This window comes from Variovorax sp. 22077 (genome assembly GCF_052044195.1).
GTDB lineage: Bacteria > Pseudomonadota > Gammaproteobacteria > Burkholderiales > Burkholderiaceae_C > Variovorax > Variovorax atrisoli.
Map to the genome: position 1 here is coordinate 87,139 of NZ_JBQEQC010000016.1, position 15,333 is coordinate 102,471.

General features: G+C 70.1%; 14 protein-coding genes and 1 other RNA gene. 6 read left to right on the forward strand and 9 right to left on the reverse strand.

Translation table 11 applies throughout. The features are described from left to right. Positions 1-165: 165 nt before the first annotated feature. The 3 genes from ACTJLF_RS22270 to ACTJLF_RS22280 all read left to right on the forward strand — a co-directional run bounded on the left by ACTJLF_RS22270 (position 166) and on the right by ACTJLF_RS22280 (position 2,839). A complete protein-coding gene (locus ACTJLF_RS22270; protein WP_126182498.1) occupies positions 166-945 on the forward strand; it encodes a GntR family transcriptional regulator in 780 nt (259 codons plus the stop codon). Positions 946-1,008: 63 nt separating this feature from the next. Continuing rightward, positions 1,009-1,935: a DMT family transporter gene (locus ACTJLF_RS22275; RefSeq protein WP_440883914.1), complete on the forward strand. Its 927-nt coding sequence runs from the start codon at positions 1,009-1,011 to the stop codon at positions 1,933-1,935. A gap of 73 nt (positions 1,936-2,008) precedes the next feature. Beyond that, a complete protein-coding gene (locus tag ACTJLF_RS22280; RefSeq protein ID WP_440883915.1) occupies positions 2,009-2,839 on the forward strand; it encodes a TorF family putative porin in 831 nt (276 codons plus the stop codon). A gap of 97 nt (positions 2,840-2,936) precedes the next feature. Here ACTJLF_RS22280 and ACTJLF_RS22285 read toward each other — a convergent pair whose 3' ends face one another. Continuing rightward, positions 2,937-3,965 (reverse strand): Bug family tripartite tricarboxylate transporter substrate binding protein, encoded by a 1,029-nt coding sequence (locus ACTJLF_RS22285; protein WP_126182495.1) that lies wholly within the window; start codon positions 3,963-3,965, stop codon positions 2,937-2,939. Positions 3,966-4,103: 138 nt separating this feature from the next. On the opposite strand from ACTJLF_RS22285, the gene ACTJLF_RS22290 reads away from it, so the two are divergent. The 3 genes from ACTJLF_RS22290 (at position 4,104) to ACTJLF_RS22300 (ending at position 7,195) form a co-directional block, all read left to right on the forward strand. Beyond that, positions 4,104-5,774 carry an MBL fold metallo-hydrolase gene (locus ACTJLF_RS22290; RefSeq protein ID WP_440883916.1) on the forward strand — a complete coding sequence of 557 codons (1,671 nt, stop codon included), beginning with the start codon at positions 4,104-4,106 and terminating at the stop codon, positions 5,772-5,774. Positions 5,775-5,779: 5 nt separating this feature from the next. Then, positions 5,780-6,499, forward strand: a complete 720-nt coding sequence (locus tag ACTJLF_RS22295) for an RNA pseudouridine synthase (protein ID WP_440883917.1) — start codon at positions 5,780-5,782, stop codon at positions 6,497-6,499. Positions 6,500-6,652: 153 nt separating this feature from the next. Further along, on the forward strand, positions 6,653-7,195 hold the full coding sequence (locus ACTJLF_RS22300) for a hypothetical protein (RefSeq protein ID WP_019658363.1): 543 nt from the start codon (positions 6,653-6,655) through the stop codon (positions 7,193-7,195). Here ACTJLF_RS22300 and ACTJLF_RS22305 read toward each other — a convergent pair. From ACTJLF_RS22305 to ACTJLF_RS22340, 8 genes are all read right to left on the reverse strand, one after another. After that, entirely contained in the window at positions 7,185-8,420 is a 1,236-nt protein-coding gene (locus ACTJLF_RS22305) for a multidrug effflux MFS transporter (RefSeq protein ID WP_132796594.1), read from the reverse strand. The two genes, ACTJLF_RS22300 and ACTJLF_RS22305, sit on opposite strands and share 11 nt — an antisense overlap. Further along, positions 8,417-9,892, reverse strand: a complete 1,476-nt coding sequence (locus tag ACTJLF_RS22310; protein ID WP_440883918.1) for an efflux transporter outer membrane subunit — start codon at positions 9,890-9,892, stop codon at positions 8,417-8,419. Before ACTJLF_RS22310 ends, ACTJLF_RS22305 begins: the two co-directional genes overlap by 4 nt. Beyond that, complete coding sequence (locus tag ACTJLF_RS22315; protein ID WP_019658366.1) at positions 9,889-10,830, reverse strand: efflux RND transporter periplasmic adaptor subunit; 942 nt, start codon at positions 10,828-10,830, stop codon at positions 9,889-9,891. Before ACTJLF_RS22315 ends, ACTJLF_RS22310 begins: the two co-directional genes overlap by 4 nt. A 16-nt stretch (positions 10,831-10,846) precedes the next feature. Further along, the gene (locus ACTJLF_RS22320) at positions 10,847-11,053 is read right to left on the reverse strand and encodes a DUF1656 domain-containing protein (protein ID WP_019658367.1); all 207 of its coding nucleotides are present in this window, start codon (positions 11,051-11,053) and stop codon (positions 10,847-10,849) included. Next, complete coding sequence (locus ACTJLF_RS22325; protein WP_440883919.1) at positions 11,050-13,185, reverse strand: FUSC family protein; 2,136 nt, start codon at positions 13,183-13,185, stop codon at positions 11,050-11,052. Before ACTJLF_RS22325 ends, ACTJLF_RS22320 begins: the two co-directional genes overlap by 4 nt. A gap of 4 nt (positions 13,186-13,189) precedes the next feature. Next, complete coding sequence (locus tag ACTJLF_RS22330; protein ID WP_020723432.1) at positions 13,190-13,651, reverse strand: MarR family winged helix-turn-helix transcriptional regulator; 462 nt, start codon at positions 13,649-13,651, stop codon at positions 13,190-13,192. A gap of 178 nt (positions 13,652-13,829) precedes the next feature. Beyond that, an RNA gene (gene rnpB / locus ACTJLF_RS22335) (RNase P RNA component class A) lies at positions 13,830-14,158 on the reverse strand. A 32-nt stretch (positions 14,159-14,190) separates the two neighbouring features. After that, positions 14,191-15,249 carry a molybdopterin-dependent oxidoreductase gene (locus ACTJLF_RS22340; protein ID WP_440883920.1) on the reverse strand — a complete coding sequence of 353 codons (1,059 nt, stop codon included), beginning with the start codon at positions 15,247-15,249 and terminating at the stop codon, positions 14,191-14,193. Between the last annotated feature and the right edge of the window lie 84 nt (positions 15,250-15,333).

The following is a 15,333-nucleotide window of genomic DNA, read 5'->3' on the forward strand; positions in this document are numbered from 1 at the left end:
GGGGCCTCGATTCCTGTCTCTGGTTGGGATTCTCTGGTATTTTGGTTAACCATACAATTTAATTTGGTTAACCAAACGGAGGCGGATGGTACGGAGCGCCGGCGGCCGAGTCAATCCGGGGGCTTTCCCTGAGGCCGCGGTGCGCAGGCAATAATCCGCCTGCCTATGCCCTCCGCCGCCCGCAAGCCCCCAGCGACAACCCCCTCCCCCGAACCCTCGGAAGCCGACGACGCGAACGTGGACGAACGCGTCTACGCCGCCGTCTCCAAGGCCCTGCTCAGCGGCAAGCTGCGCCCCGGCACGCCGCTGCGCGAACGGGCGCTGGCCGAAGCGCTGGGCTGCACGCGCGGCGCGGTGCGCAAGGTGCTGGCGCGGCTGGGCATGGAAAAGCGGCTGGTGCTGGAGCACAACCGCGGCGCCTTCGTGCCCAACCCCTCCATCGAGGACATGCGCGGCATCTACCGCGCACGCCGCATCGTGGAGGCCGGCTTGGTGACCACGCTCTTCGGCAATCTCTCGCGCGACCAGGTGGCTGCGCTTCGCAAGCACGTGCAGGAGGAGCAGAAGGCCTTCAAGGAAGGCCGGCGCGAGGACGCGATCAAGCTGGCGGGCGACTTCCACCTGCTGCTGGCGCAGATGGCGAACAGCGAGGAACTGCTGTCGTACATCAGGCGGCTGATATCGAACACCGAGCTCTACAAGGCGCTGTACGACTCCGCCGAGGCAGCGAGCTGCGCGCCGCGCGAGCATGAGCAGATCATCGAGGCGCTGGCCACGGGCAAGTCGCTCGACAAGGCATTGGAGGTGGCGCTGGAGCACCTCGACGAACTGGAGCAGCGCGTGATCGCCGGGGCGGCCGCCGAGCAGGAGGTGGACCTGGCGACGCTGCTGAACGGCGGCAGCGGCAGCAGCGGCAAAGGCAGGCCGCACGCGCACGATCACTGAGGCATCCACGCTTCGCTCGCGGCCGAAGTGTGGCCGCGCCGGTGGGGGAATGATCGGCGCACCATGCACGCATCGACACCCTCTTCCATCGACAAGCCCCGCGCCGGCCTCGCCCTCGAATGGGCCCTGCTCGCGCTGCTCGCCACCTGCTGGGGCGCCTCGTACACCTTCATCAAGATCGGCGTCGCGACCATTCCGCCCGTCACGCTGATCGCCGCGCGCACGCTCATCGCCGGCGCGCTGCTGCTCGCGGTGCTGCGCATGCGCGGCGTGAAGCTGCCGACCGAACCCTCGATATGGCGCCGCTTCATGCTGCAGGCCTGTCTCAACAGCGTGCTGCCCTTCACGCTCATCGCATGGGCGGAGCGCAGTGTCGATGCCGGGCTCGCGACCATCCTCAACTCGACCTCGCCGATCTTCATCTTCCTGCTGGGGCTGGGCCTTGGCGGCGCGGATAAGCCGACGCTGCGCCGCCTGTTCGGCGTGGGCGCGGGCCTTGCGGGCATCTGCCTGATCGTGGGCTTCGAGGCACTGAACGGGCTCGGGCATTCGCTGATCGCGCAGCTCGCCCTGGTGGCGGCCGCCGTCTGCTACGGCTGCGCCGCGATGTTCGGCCGCGTGTTCAAGGGGCTGGACCCGATGGTGCCGGCCGCAGGTTCGCTGGTGAGCGGCACCGCGATGCTGGTGCCCGCGAGCCTGGTCGTCGACCGGCCGTGGACGCACTCGCCGTCTGCCGCGTCGATGTCGGCAGTGCTGGCGCTCGCGGTGCTGTCCACGGCGCTCGCATTCACGATCTACTTCCGCCTCATCAGGACGCTGGGGCCGATGTCCACCGCCGCCCAGGCCTACCTGCGCGTGCCCATCGGCGTGACGATCGGCATGATGTTCCTCGGCGAAGCGCTGGCACCCACGGCATGGATCGGACTGGCCTGCGTGGTGACTGGCGTGGTGGCGATGACGATGCCCGAGACGAAACTTTTGCGCCGCTGAGCGCAGTTTTTACGCGGCGTTTAGACGGGCGCCCATACGCTGCCGGCTCCTCCATTCGTCAGCGATTTCTTCGATGAAAAACCTTCTGCGCATCGCACTGCCGGTGCTCGTTCTTCCCACCCTCGGCGCGCTGCCGACGCTCGCGAGCGCACAGCTCAGCGGCAATGTGTCGCTCACCACCGACTACAAGTTCCGCGGCCAGGACCAGGACATGCTCGGCAAGAACGACTACGCCAAGACCAGCGCCTTCAAGCCGGCCATCCAGGGCGGCTTCGACTACGCCTTCGGCGACAGCGGCTTCTACCTGGGCAACTGGAATTCGAGCGTCAACTGGCTCAAGGGCAACAGCATCGAAAGCGACATCTACGGCGGCTACAGGTTCAAGGCCGGCCCCTTCGACATGGACGTGGGCGCGCTCACGTACATCTATCCGGGCAACTCCTCGGGCAACACCACGGAGCTCTACGGCAGCGCCGGCTACACCGACGAGACCATCGGCTCGTTCACGCTGAAGTACTCGCACACGGTGTCGAAGGACTACTTCGGCTACGCCGGCAACAAGGCGGGCTCGGGCCTCAAGGGCACCAACACCGGTTACCTGAATCTGGCCTACAGCAAGGAGATCCTGCCCAAGCTCACGCTGAAGGCGGCCGTGGGCTACACGAACATGTCGAGCGACATCCGCAGCCTGGGCTACAAGAGCTACGTCGACTACAACTTGGGCGCGAGCTACGACTTGGGCAACGGCCTCTCGCTGGCGGGCTCGGTGCAGGGGGCCAACAAGCAGAGCGCGTATCTGTCAGTGAGCAACCCGGGCATCGACCTGGGCTTCGGTCCGTTGGGCAGGCAGACCTACTCGCCTAACAAGGCGCGGTTCATCCTCACGCTGACGAAGACGCTGTAAGCCGCGTGGTCGCCGTGTTTCGGGGGTGCGATCACGCCGACGGGGACATTCGCGGAGGGGAGTACCCGGCGGCCTGTGCACACGCCCCGAACAAAGTTCAGTCGATGCTGATGTTCGCCGCCTTCGCGACCTCGGCCCACTTCACGCGGTTGTCGTGCACCGTCTTCTTGAACTGCGCCGGCGACTCGATGCGCACGGTGTTGCCCTGGCTCTCGAAGCGCTCGCGGATCTCGGGCGTCTCGAGCACCGCCTTGACCGCGGCGTTGAGCTTGTCGACGATCTGCGGGTCGGTGCCCTTGGGCGCGAAGATGCCGAACCAGATCGAGCTGTCGAAGCCCTTGGTGCCGGGCAGGCCGCTCGATGCGATGGTGGGCACCTCCTTCACCGCGGGCACGGCGGCCGCGGTGGTCACGCCCAGCAGGCGCACCTTGCCGGCCTTGTAGTGCGGCAGCACGGTCTGCACCTGGTTCATGATGCAGCAGGTCTCGCCGCGCACCACCGAGGTGATGGCCTCGGGGCCGCCCTTGTAGGGCACGTGCACCATGTTCAGGCCCAGGCGCGAATTGAACTCGGCAAAGGCCATGTGCGTACCGGCGCCGTTGCCTGTAGACGCATAGTTGTACTTGCCGGGGTTGGCCTTGACCAGCTCGACGAATTCCTTCAAGGTCTTGACGTTGATCACGTCGGGATTGATGGTGAGCACGTTCGACACGTCGAGCACCGGCGCCACCGGCACGAAGTCGGCCTCCACGTCGAAGGGCAGCTTCTTGTAGAGCGCCGCGTTGCTGCCGTGCGTGGCGGCTGTGCCGAACGAGAGCGTGTAGCCGTCGGGCTTGGAGTGGGCAACGTAGTCGCTGGCGATGTTGCCCGCGGCGCCCGACTTGTAGTCGATGATGACCGGCTTGCCCAGCTGCCTGGAAAGCGGCTCCTGGATGGCGCGGGCCACCACGTCCACGCCCGAGCCGGCCGGGAAGCCCATGATGAGCGTGACGGGTTGCTGCGGCCAGTCGTGCGCGGCGTGCTGGGCGAAGGCGGCGCCTGTCGCCAGCGAGGCAGCGGCCAGCAGCAAGGTGCGGCGGGCGGGGCGGGTGAATCCGGCAAGACGGGTGAATGGAGAATGAGCCATGGCAGTTTTTCGGTCGTTCAGTCTTTTGTCTTCAATGCAGACGGTGCAGCCGCGCATTGTGGCGCGCGGCTGATGCCCGATTCCATATGAGCTTATGCGCGACATGCAGGTATCGCGCCCGCTCCCGATAATCGACCCATGGTCCGTTCCACCCAACAACTACACGCCCCACGCGAGCCCGCGCCCCTGCGCCCGGCCGCCACGGTGCTGCTGCTGCGCGACAGCGCCGCCGGCATCGAAGTGCTCATGACCCGCCGCTCCGCCACCGCCAGCTTCGCGCCCGGCGCGTACGTGTTTCCCGGCGGGCACATCGACGAAGCCGACGGGGCCGCCAAGCGCATCGCCACGCGCCGCCCCACGCAGAGCCGCGTGCAGCGCACGCAGGCCATCGCGGCCATCCGCGAGGCCTTCGAGGAGCTGGGCATCCTGCTCGCGCACCGCCAGGCCGACGGCCAGCCCGTGAGCGCCAGCGAGGTCGCCTCGATGGACCGCAACGCCACAGCCGGCACCGCCTTCGCCGACCAGTGCGCCGCGCGCGGCCTGGTACTCGACACCGATCGCGTCTTCACCTTCGCGCACTGGATGACCGACCGCGACCTGCCCCGTCGCTTCGACGTGCCCTTCCTCGTCGCGCGCATGCCCGAGGGACAGGTGCCCACGGCCGACGAGAACGAGCAGTTCGAGCCCTGCTGGGTGCGCCCCGCCGACGCGCTCGCGCGCCACGAGGCCGGCAGCTTCTTCATGATCTTCCCGACCGTGCGCACGCTGCAGCGCATGGCCACCTATGCCACCGTCGACGCCCTGCTCGCGGCCTGCGCCAGCGAGGTGCCGCTGTGGACCAGCTGCCCGCGCGCCGGCCTGCTCAAGGGGGAGGACGCGCGCTACATGGAGCACGAGTCGCCCTACGGCGAACTCGCGCTGGTGTGCCCCGACGGCCAGGTGCTGCATGCGCTCGACTGGCAGAGCGAAACCCCGGTGCCGCTGCTGAGGAACGTGATGCGCCTGACCGCGCCCAACGCCAGCATCATGACCGGCCCCGGCACCAACAGCTACATCGTGGGCGACGCGGCCACCGGCTACATCGTGATCGACCCGGGCCCGAACGACTTCGACCACATCGGCCGGCTGTGGCGTGCCACGCATGGCGACATCCGCATGATCGTCTGCACCCACTCGCATGCCGACCACTCGCCGGGCGCGGCGCCGCTGCAGGCGTTGTGCACGAAGGGCGGCAAGCCGCCGATCCTCGGGCTGGCCTCGGAGCCGACGGCACGCTCCACCGCGCGCTTCACGCCGGAGTGCGAGCTGGAAGACGGCGAGCGCCTGGTGCTCTCGGGCACCACGGAAACCGGCGAGGCCGTCACGCACACGCTGCGCGTGATCCACACACCGGGTCACGCGGCCAACCACCTGTGTCTGGTGCTGGAGGAAGACGGCCTGCTCTTCTCGGGCGACCACATCCTCAACGGCAGCACCACGGTGATCGACCCGCCCGACGGCGACATGAGCGCGTACCTCGATTCGCTGGACGCGCTCGACAAGGCCTGCGAGGCCGGCGGCATCGAGTTCATCCTGCCCGCGCACGGCTACGTGATCGGCTTCGCGCGCACCGCCATCGGCATGCTGAAGGCGCACCGCCTGAAGCGCGAGGCCAAGATCGCCGCCGCGATGCAGAAGCTGCCCGAGGGCACGCCCGAGCAATGGCTGCCGCTGGCCTACGACGACGTGCCCGAGCGGATGTGGCCGGTGGCGGCGCGCTCGCTGGCCGCGCACGTGGCGCGCATCCGCCAGCTGGCCGCGCACGGATGAGCGCAATGGCCAACACGACGCCCGTCGACAGCGAAGGCATCCGCCTGGCCAAGCGCGTGGCCGCGCAGGCAGGCGTGTCGCGGCGCGATGCGGAACTGCTGATAGAGAACGGCGCGGTGCGCGTCGACGGTGTGCAGCAGACGCTGCCGCAGTCGCGCGTGCTGCCGCACCAGCGGGTGGAAATCGATGCCGGCGTGAAGCCGCAGCCGGTGGAGCCCGTCACGTTGCTGCTGTACAAGCCTGCGGGCATGCCCATCGACACCGCGCACGAACTGTTCGTTGCCGCCAACCACCACGAACCCGAGCGCGCCGGGCGGCGTTTCCTGCCGGCGCATGCGAGAGGGCAGCGCTGCATGACGCCGCTCGAAGCCGGCGCGAGCGGGCTGGTGGCGTACACGCAGGAATGGCGCGTGGAGCGCAAGCTGCACGAAGACGCCGCCTTCCTCGAGCACGAGGTGATGGTCGACGTGGCCGGCACAGTGAGCCCCGAGGCGCTCGCGCGGCTCGAACGCTCGCCCGCGCGCGTGAGCATCGGACGGCAGACCGCCGAACAGACAGGACTGCGCTTCGCGCTCAAGGGCGCGCGGCCCGGGCAGATCGCGCACATCTGCGACGGCGCGGACCTGCGGATCCTGGCGATGCGGCGCATCCGCATCGGCCGCGTGCAGCTGGCGGGGCTGCAGCCCGGGCAGTGGCGCTACCTTGCACCCCACGAACGCTTCTGACGACAACAGCAAGAACACAGAAGAGAAGACAAGAAGAGAACCGTCGAGAGAGAGAAGACAGAGGACGACAACGACGATGCACCGCATGTTCGCGGCCCGCAATTTCCAGACCGCGGCCTCCAGGGGCCGCAAGCCTCAGGGAGAGACTGAGTCATGAAGTTCGCAACACCGGGCACTGCCCTGGCCTGCACCGTGCCGCTGGCGCTGGCCACGGGCTGCTCGATCATCACGCCACCGCCGCCTCCGGCGCCGCCCGCTCCACCGCCGGCGATCGTCTCGAAGGACGGCCTCGCGCCCATCACCGACGAGCAGGTCGAGCGCATCCGCGAGGCCATTGCGAGCAAGCCGCCCAGCCCCGCGGTGGGCAAGGTGGTGCGCAGCGCCTCGCCGACCATCGAGTCTTTCGTGCGCACAGAGGGCTGCATCACCGCGCGCAATGGCGCGGTGCTCAACCCCTTCGCCGCGCCCGGGCGCCTGTTCGACGGCAGCGGCTTCCAGGGCGGGCCGATGTCGGAGATGCAGTACCACGACAAGACCGCCTGCGTGACCGTGAAGCGCATCCAGAACTGGAAGATGGTCTCGCCGAAGCTGCTGCGCTTCGAGGTGGTCTACGTGGGCGACGACGGCGAGGAGCGCGCCGTCAAGCGCCACGAGCTGATGCGCCAGCCCAAGGGCGGGTGGCTGTTCACGCGCTGAGCTTTGCTGCGGCAGCCGCCCGCTTCTGCGTGCGCAGCGCGACCGCGAACGACAGCTGCGCCACGATGCCCGCCCCCGCGAGCACGATGGCCGATGCCAGCGCCGGGTTCGCATGCCCCATGCCCGCGAGCGCGGTGCACAGCGCGCCCACCGCCATCTGCGTGAAGCCGTAGAGGCCCGAGGCCGAGCCGATGACCTGCGGGTTGACGCTGATCGCCTGCGTGAGCGCGGGCGGCGAGGCCATGCCCACGCCGACGGTGAAGAGGAACATGCACGCGACGATCAGCGGCACCGAGAGATGCTCGGTGAGCGCCGCGCCGAGCAGCACGAAGGCCGCCACCACGCTCAGCGCGTTGGAGCGGGTCATGAGGCGGTCGACGCGCACGCGCGAGATCAGGTGGCTGGTGAGGAAGCTGCCGAGCCACACGCCCGACACCAGGATCGCGAGGTAGATGCCCGCCTCGTGCGCCGGCCGATGCAGCTGGTCGACGAAGATGAAGGGCGCCGAGGCGATGAAGGCGTACATCGAGGTGGTGGCGCAGCCGCCGCCGATCGAGAAGCCCAGGAAGGCCGGCGATGCCAGCAGCTTGCGGTAGTTGCGCCCGAGCTCGCGCGCGTTCACGGCGGCGCCGGGCGCGCCGGTCTCGGGCAGCAGGCGCCAGGTGAAGAGGAAGCCGACCACGCCAAGGCCGAAGAGCGCATAGAAGATCGAGCGCCAGCCCAGCGCGGTGGCGAGCGCCCCGCCGACCAGCGGCGCAAGGCTGGGGCCGACGGTGACCATCAGGTTCATCAGCGCGAGGCGGCGCGTGGCCTCCTGCGGCTCGGCCGTGTCCCGCACGATGCTGCGCCCCAGCACGAGGCCGGCGCAGCCGCCCACCGCCTGGAACAGCCGCGCCGCGATGAGCGAATGCACCTCGGGCGCGAGCGCCGCGGCAAGGCCCGCCACGCAGTAGATGCCAAGCCCGCCAAGCAGCACCGGCCGCCGCCCGAAGCGGTCGGCCAGAGGGCCGTACACCAGCTGGCCCAGCGCGAGGCCGAGGATGTAGAGGCTCACCGTCATCTGCATCTGCCCGATGCCCGCGCCCAGGCCTTTCGCGGCGATGGGCAGCGCGGGCACGAAGATGTGCATGGCCAGCGTGCCGCTGAAGGTGACCAGCGCGAGCAGCCACAGCGGCGCGTGCGGACGACGCTGCTGCGGCTGCGCGGATGCGGCGGTCGGCGTCATTGCCCGGGGTTGGCCGGCGCAGCGCCCTGCGCGAGATGGGCGTCGTCGGGCTCCCACCCGCCGCCCAGCGCCATGAACAGCACCACCTGGTCGTCGGCCAGCTGCGCCTCGCTGGCGGCAAGCGCGGCTTCGCTGGCGGCAAGCGAGCGTTCGGCGTCGAGCGCGTCGAGGTAGCCGGTGCGGCCGTTCTGGTAGAGCTGGCGCGCCTGCGCGGCGACCTTGGCGCTCTCGTCGCGAGAGGCCTGCAGCGCGGCGCGGCGGTCGAGCTCGCGTGCGCAGGTGGCGAGCGCGGTCTCGGTCTCGCGCAGCGCGGTGAGCACGGTGCCGTCGAACTTCGCGAGTGCGGCGCGCGTGCCGGCCTCGGCCTGCGCGATGCGCGACTGCGCCACGCCGGTGTTCGGAATGGTCCAGGAGATCAGCGGACCGAGGCTCCAGGCGAAGGTGTCCTTGCGGCCGAAATCGTCGGCATGGCCTGCGGAAGAGCCCGAGAGGCCCAGCGTGACCTTCGGATAGAGCTCCGCAGTCGCCACGCCGATGCGTGCGGTCGATGCGGCCAGGCTGCGTTCGGCCTGGCGGATGTCGGGCCGGCGGCGCAGCAGCGCGGCGCCGTCGCCAACGGGCAGCACGCCGGCCACGCGCGGCGGCACGGTGCAGTCGGCCACCTCGCGCGGGAAGTCCTGCGGCAGCGCGCCGGTGAGCGTGGCGAGGCGATACAGCGCGCCCTGGCGCTCGGCCTTCAGCGGCGGCAGCGCGGCGTTGAGCTGCTGCAGCTGCGCGCGTGCGCGGTTCGCGTCGATGGCGCCGGCGCGGCCCGCGTGCTGCAGGCGGTCGGTGACGTTGACGGCGTCCTGCTGCAGCGCGACGGACTTCTGCGCGATCTGCAGCCGCAGGCCGGTGGAGCAGGCTTCGGCATACGCGCGCGCAGTGCCTGCCGCCACGTTCACGCGCACCAGGTCGAGCGCGGCTTCGGCGGCCTGCGTGCTGGCCTGCGAGGCCTCGATGGCGCGGCGGATCTGGCCGAACAGGTCGACCTGGTAGGAGAGCGACGCGCCCGCGCTGTAGTTGAAGGTGCTCGGCGGCTCGTAGCCCTTCTGCAGCAGCGACAGGCCCGAGACGTGGCCGAACGAGGGGCCGCCGCTCACGCCGATGGTGGGGTACTTGGCGCCGGCGGTCTCGTCCTCGATGGCGCGCTCGCGCTCGAGGTTCGCGACGGCCTGGCGCAGGTCGGTGTTGTGCGCGAGGGCCTGCTCGACCAGCTTGTCGAGCAGCGGGTCGTGGTACAGGCGCCACCAGTGCGCGGGCAGCGGCGCGGCATTCGCGGGCGCCTCGGCGAAGGGCTTGCCCGCGGCGGGCTGGCTGGCCAGCGCCTCGGGCGGCTGCTTGTAGTCGGGGCCGACCGCCGCGCAGGCCGCGAGCGCGGCGGCGGCGGCCAGCGATGCGATGCGGAAAGCGAAGCTGGTCATGTCGTTCATCCCTTCTGCGGCGTGGAAGCCGTTGCCGCCGTCTTCTGCACGGGCTTGTTCTCCAGCACCTGCACCGTGACCGTCTGGCCCGCGACGAGGCGCGCACCCTGCGGCAGCGGATCGAGCTTGACGCGCACCGGAATGCGCTGCGCGAGCCGCACCCAGTTGAAGGTCGGGTTCACGCTGGGCAGCAGGTTGGCGCTGGTGGAGCGGTCGTGGTCGGCGATGCCGGCAGCCACGCTCTCGACCGAGCCTTCGAGCACGGCGCCGCCGCCCATGGGCGTGACGCGCACGCGGTCGCCGAGGTGGATGCGCGGCAGCTTCGTCTCTTCGAAATAGCCTTCGACGTAGAACGACTGCGCATCGACCAGCGCGAGCACCGGCCGGCCCGCCGCGGCATAGCTGCCCTGGCGCAGGTCGAGGTTGGTGACCAGGCCGTCGGCCGGCGCGCGCACCTGGGCGCGCTGAAGGTTGAGGCGTGCCGAGTCGAGCGCCACTTCGGCCTGGGCGACCGCGGCCTGCATCTGCTCGACGCGCGAGCGGGTCTGTTCGCGCGACTCCTTCGACACCAGCTCGTCGAGGCCGGCATTGCGCGCGTTCTCGCGCTGGGCCTGCGCGCTCACGGCGCGCTGCGCGGCGAGCGCGGCCTGCGCCTGGCGCACGGCGAGGTCGTAGCGCGCACGGTCCACCTCGAAGAGCAGCGTGCCGGCGGCCACCGGCTGGTTGTCGTGGATGGGCACCGCGGTGACAAGGCCCGACACGTCGGGCGCGATCTGCACGACGTTGGCGCGCACGCGGCCGTCGCGCGTCCACGGCGCGAGTTCGTAGTGGTCCCACAGGCGCAGGCCGGCCCACACGGCGGCGGCCACCACGGCCAGGGTGATGAGGATGCGGCCCAGGCGCTGGGCCCACGGATTGCTGTCGGTTGGAGTTCGGGCGGCTTTCATTGGAATCTCGTTGTTGTCATTGAAGGTAGGCGCTGGCGCGGCTGAGCGCGTAGAGCAGCAGCAGGTAGAGCGCCATGTCGAAGAGGGCCGGATGCCACACCCAGCGATAGGCGCCGGTGGCCGCGAGCAGGCGGCGCACGCCCCACAGCACGAGCAGTGCCGCGAGCGCGAGCACCATGATCCAGGGCAGGTACAGGCCGTAGAAGCTGGCTTCGCCGATCATGCGGAAGCTCCTTGCGAAGTGAGGGACGTGCTCGCGAGCGAGGGCGGCGCGTCGGGAAAGAGATTGCGGCGCAGGCCCACCAGTGCGGTGACGGCCGAGCGCGAGGCGGAAGAAGACGCGCTGTCCGCTGCGTTCGCGGTGTCGCGCGCATCGAGCACGGCGCCGAGCGCTTCATCGATCTGCGGCAGCAGCCCTGGAGGGCGCGGATTCATGCGGCCCTCCGCACGCTGGCGGAAGAAGCCCGAGATGCCGCCCAGCAGCGCGGCCGAAGTGGCCAGCGGCAACTGGCCGCGCACGCGCTGCAGCACGGCGATGTCGGCGCCCATGCGCAGGTCGCGCAGCGCGTCGTTGGCCGCCACGCCCTCGACGGTGCCGCCGGCCTGCGCGATGCGCGGCGCGAGCAGGCCGATGCGGTCGAGCATGCGCACCGCATAGGCGTCGCTCTGCGCGTACTGCGGCTGCGAAGACGCGGCCATGTCGCCCAGCTCGCGCCAGGTGGCGCGCTGGATGCGCCGCGCGCTCCAGTCGGCGCCCACCGAGCGCACCAGACGCGTGACGCGCGCCGCGACGACCACGCCGACGATCTGGCCGATCATGCTGTTGAGAAAGCTCACCAGGTCGGAGCTGGCCGTGTCGTGCATCGCCAGCGTGCCGCACACGCCGAAGATCAGCGCCATCGCGGCCATGAAGTGCGTGGGGCGCGGCAGGTAGAAGCCCAGCAGCAGGAAGAGCGGCGCGCAGATGAGCACCAGCATGCCGAAGTCCTGCACCGTGGGCATGAGCACCAGCACGTAGACGGCCGAGATCGGGATCGACCACAGCGTCCACTTCAGGAAGCCGTGGATCGCCGGCACGGGGTCGTCCATCGTCGCGAAGAAGCAGCAGAAGACGGCGGCCATCATGGTGGCGGCCGAGCCCATGGGCCAGCCGGTGAGGATCCAGAAGGCGCCGCACAGGCAGATGGCGATGACGGCGGCCAGTGCCGACAGCAGCGCCATGCCGTAGTCGCGGTGCAGCACGCGGCTGCCGAGCGCGGCCGTGCGGCGCAGCGGCGCGGCGCCCTTCAGGCCTTCGTCGATGTCCTGGCGCAGCTGGGCGCAGGCGGTCCAGCCGTCGACGAGCTCTTCGAGGCGGCCTGCGAGGCCGATGCGAAGGGCGCGGCCCCAGCGGGTCTGCGGCCGTGCCTCGGGCGGCGTGGCGCCCAGAACCTCGATGGCACGGCGCAGCTCCTGCAGGCGCACGGCGCGGGCCGTCGCGTCGCCGGAGGCATCGGCCTCCTCGCGCAGCCACTGCGCGGCCTTGGCAAGCACGGCGGCCACGTCGGGCGCGATGACGCCTTCGGCCTGCTCCAGCGCCAGCAGGCGGTCTTCGACGGCCGAGAGCGCCGGCGTGAGCGCGGCGACGCGGTCCTGCATCGCACGGATGGCACCGGCCGTCCAGCGCAGGTGCGTGGTGTCGAAGGGAACGTGGGTGGAGAGCAGGCGCAGCTGCGTGATGTCGCCGGCAAGGCGGCGGCGGTCGTCGTCGAGGCGCCGGGGCTCGGCGCTGCCGCGGCCGGCAGGCTGGAAGAGATCGCCCAGCCACTTGCGCGCGTCCTGCAGCGTGCGGTCGAGCAGGCCCAGCACGGTCGGCGCGAGCCCTGCGGGCAGCACGAGGCTGTGGATGAGCGTGGCGCAGAAGATGCCCAGGCCGATCTCTTCGACGCGCGCCACGGCGGTGTCGAACAGCGCGAGCGGCGTCTGCACCGACGGGAAGCCGATCAGCGCCGCCGTGTAGCCCGCGAGCATGAAGACGTAGGAGCGCGGCGTGCGGTCGAAGAGCGAGATGCACAGGCACAGCCCCACCCACAGCGCGAGCACCAGCGTGAGCAGCTCCGGCGCGTTGGACAGCGCCGGCACCAGCAGCACGGTGGCGGTGCTGCCGATGAGCGTGCCGAGGAAACGGTAGACCGCCTTGGAGCGCACCGCGCCGGCCAGCGGATGGGCGACGACGTAGGTGGTCATGAGCGCCCAGAACGGGCGCGGCAGGCCGGCGCGGCTGGCGAGATACATCGCGAGCATGGCGGCGGCGAAGCTCTTGCTGGAAAAGAGGATCTCCGCGCGGCTGAAGCGCGGCAGGCTGAATGCGGCCATGGGACTACCCGCGCCCTTCCTGCGACGGCGGCGGCGGCAGGCTCTGCACGGCGCGAACGCCCATGCGCTCCTCGAGCACGGCGAACACCCGCAGGCAGGCCGCGACGTCCTCGTCGGACACGCCCTCGAACAGCGACACCCGCATCAGCGCCAGCGCCGCCTCGATGGGCTCGCAGACGGCCTTGCCGGCCTCGGTGAGGTGCAGGGTCTTGGCGCGCCGGTCGGCCGGGTCTTCGCGGCGCTCGACCAGGCCGGCTTCCACCAGCTGGTCGACCGAGCGCACCAGTGACGGCCCCTCGATGCCCAGCGCCTCGGCCAGCACGCCCTGGCGCACGTCGCCGTTCATGCGGCCGAGCATCACGATCGGATAGGCCAGCGTCTGCGACACGCCCACATGCGCCACCGCCTTGTCCGCCACGGCGCGATAGCCGCGCTGCAGCACCGCCAGCGAGGTGCCGATGCGCATCAGCGCCTGTTCGCGCGTCGGTCGGGGGGTGGATGGGGTGGTCAAGGTAGCCGCCTATTAATTAGCATGCTATCGATTATACGGGTAACTACCAATGCCTGCACGCGGCAAGGCTCGCGCCCACCTTCGGTCAGGGCCGAAGGGCGCGGAAAAACGCAAAGGGGAGAAAAGAAGAAAAGTGTGAAGCCCGCCGATAAGCCGGATTCTGTGCACCGCAGGCCCCTTGCGGAACCCGCGGCGTGACCGCCATTACTCTGGGCCGCCTGTCACCAGACGGCTCGATGCCACCTACCCGCCAGCTCAGCGGAACCACCTCGATACTGGCCTACTTGGTGTTGCTGCGCGCAGAGATTGCCCGTTTCACCCGAACTGAATCGGCTCGTCTCTGTTGCTCTGATCCTCACCTCACGGTGGAGAGTCGTTAACTCCTGCGCTGTCCTGTGCAGTCCGGACGTTCCTCCAGTGCGGCCTTTCGGCACTTGCACCAGCGGCGGTCTGGCGTGCTTCACGGGGTGGATTATCGCCCGGCCCCGGCGGCGCTACGGCGTGGCCGCCTGAAACACCTCGATCGCGATCAAGTTCGACACCGAGCGCCCCTGCTTCACCTCGCCCGGCACCACGAGGCGCGCGAAGCCGGTGGTGGTGAGGTCCGCACCATTCATCTGGTAGGCGACCATGGCCGCCTTGCCGCCGAAGTTCGGGTCGATCTCGCCCAGCGAGAGCGTGGCCCGATAGCCGTCGCTGCCGGTAACCACCGCGTACATGCCGAGCATCGCGTTCTTCGGCGTCGCGGGCAGCCCCAGCCCGTTCAGCAGCGTCCACAGGCTGACCCCGTGGTACACGTTGGCGCCGATGGTCAGGTCGGGCGCGGGCGTCAGTCCCTTGAGCGCGGCTGCGTCGAAGCTCATCGAGGTGCCGACCTTGCCCGAGACGGCGAACGTTGCCGAGGCGCCGCCGCCCACGCCGGCCGCCGTTGCCGGGGCAGCCATCACGTCGAGCCGCACGAGGTTCGACACGTAGCGCCCGCCCTTCACGTCGCCCGGCGCCGTCACACGGAAAGGGCCGTCGGCCGTGCCCAGCGGGGCCGAAGTGCCCGACGCGGTCTCGGCGTACGCGACCACGCTCGGCTTGTTGCCGAAATCGGGGCTCAGTTCGCCGAGCGCGAACACCACCTTGTAGCCGTCCGAGCCGGTGGCCAGCAGGTAACGGCTCAGCACATCGTTCTTGATCGCGCCATCGAGCTGGATGCCCGCGTCGCTCAGCAGCGGCCAGAGGCCGGCGCCCGTGTAGGTGTGCGTCTGCGGCCCGCTGCCGCTGGAGAAGCTGACGGTCTGCGTGATGGGCGTGCGCGCCGCGAGATCGGCCGCGGTGAGAGCGGCCGGGCGGTCGACGGCGCCGCCCAACCGGACCGCCGGCGCAGCAGCCGGGGCCGGCGGCGGCGCCGGCGGAGGTGGCGGTGGAGCCGGCGTCGGTGCAGGCGCGGGGGCCGGCACGATCGGAAAGAAAACACCGCCGTCATTGCCGCCCCCTCCGCCGCAACCCGCAAGCAACAGCGCGACCGCGCCCGCACCCGACACCCAGCCTCTGGACCCATCCATACCCAAGTCTCCATCCTCAATGTATTCAATCCGACATAGCGAAATGCGTTTTTCGGCTGTAACCCGGTGCCTGACCGGCCCGAA

Bases quoted from the DNA above. Each gene is read 5' to 3' on its own strand.
- ACTJLF_RS22275 (WP_440883914.1), top strand. From the start codon at position 1,009: ATGCACGCATCGACACCCTCTTCCATCGACAAGCCCCGCGCCGGCCTC.
- ACTJLF_RS22325 (WP_440883919.1), bottom strand. From the start codon at position 13,185: ATGGCCGCATTCAGCCTGCCGCGCTTCAGCCGCGCGGAGATCCTCTTT.
- ACTJLF_RS22300 (WP_019658363.1), top strand. From the start codon at position 6,653: ATGAAGTTCGCAACACCGGGCACTGCCCTGGCCTGCACCGTGCCGCTG.
- ACTJLF_RS22320 (WP_019658367.1), bottom strand. From the start codon at position 11,053: ATGATCGGCGAAGCCAGCTTCTACGGCCTGTACCTGCCCTGGATCATG.
- ACTJLF_RS22270 (WP_126182498.1), top strand. From the start codon at position 166: ATGCCCTCCGCCGCCCGCAAGCCCCCAGCGACAACCCCCTCCCCCGAA.
- ACTJLF_RS22315 (WP_019658366.1), bottom strand. From the start codon at position 10,830: ATGAAAGCCGCCCGAACTCCAACCGACAGCAATCCGTGGGCCCAGCGC.
- ACTJLF_RS22280 (WP_440883915.1), top strand. From the start codon at position 2,009: ATGAAAAACCTTCTGCGCATCGCACTGCCGGTGCTCGTTCTTCCCACC.
- ACTJLF_RS22285 (WP_126182495.1), bottom strand. From the start codon at position 3,965: ATGGCTCATTCTCCATTCACCCGTCTTGCCGGATTCACCCGCCCCGCC.
- ACTJLF_RS22330 (WP_020723432.1), bottom strand. From the start codon at position 13,651: ATGCGCATCGGCACCTCGCTGGCGGTGCTGCAGCGCGGCTATCGCGCC.
- ACTJLF_RS22340 (WP_440883920.1), bottom strand. From the start codon at position 15,249: ATGGATGGGTCCAGAGGCTGGGTGTCGGGTGCGGGCGCGGTCGCGCTG.
- ACTJLF_RS22290 (WP_440883916.1), top strand. From the start codon at position 4,104: ATGGTCCGTTCCACCCAACAACTACACGCCCCACGCGAGCCCGCGCCC.
- ACTJLF_RS22295 (WP_440883917.1), top strand. From the start codon at position 5,780: ATGGCCAACACGACGCCCGTCGACAGCGAAGGCATCCGCCTGGCCAAG.
- ACTJLF_RS22305 (WP_132796594.1), bottom strand. From the start codon at position 8,420: ATGACGCCGACCGCCGCATCCGCGCAGCCGCAGCAGCGTCGTCCGCAC.
- ACTJLF_RS22310 (WP_440883918.1), bottom strand. From the start codon at position 9,892: ATGAACGACATGACCAGCTTCGCTTTCCGCATCGCATCGCTGGCCGCC.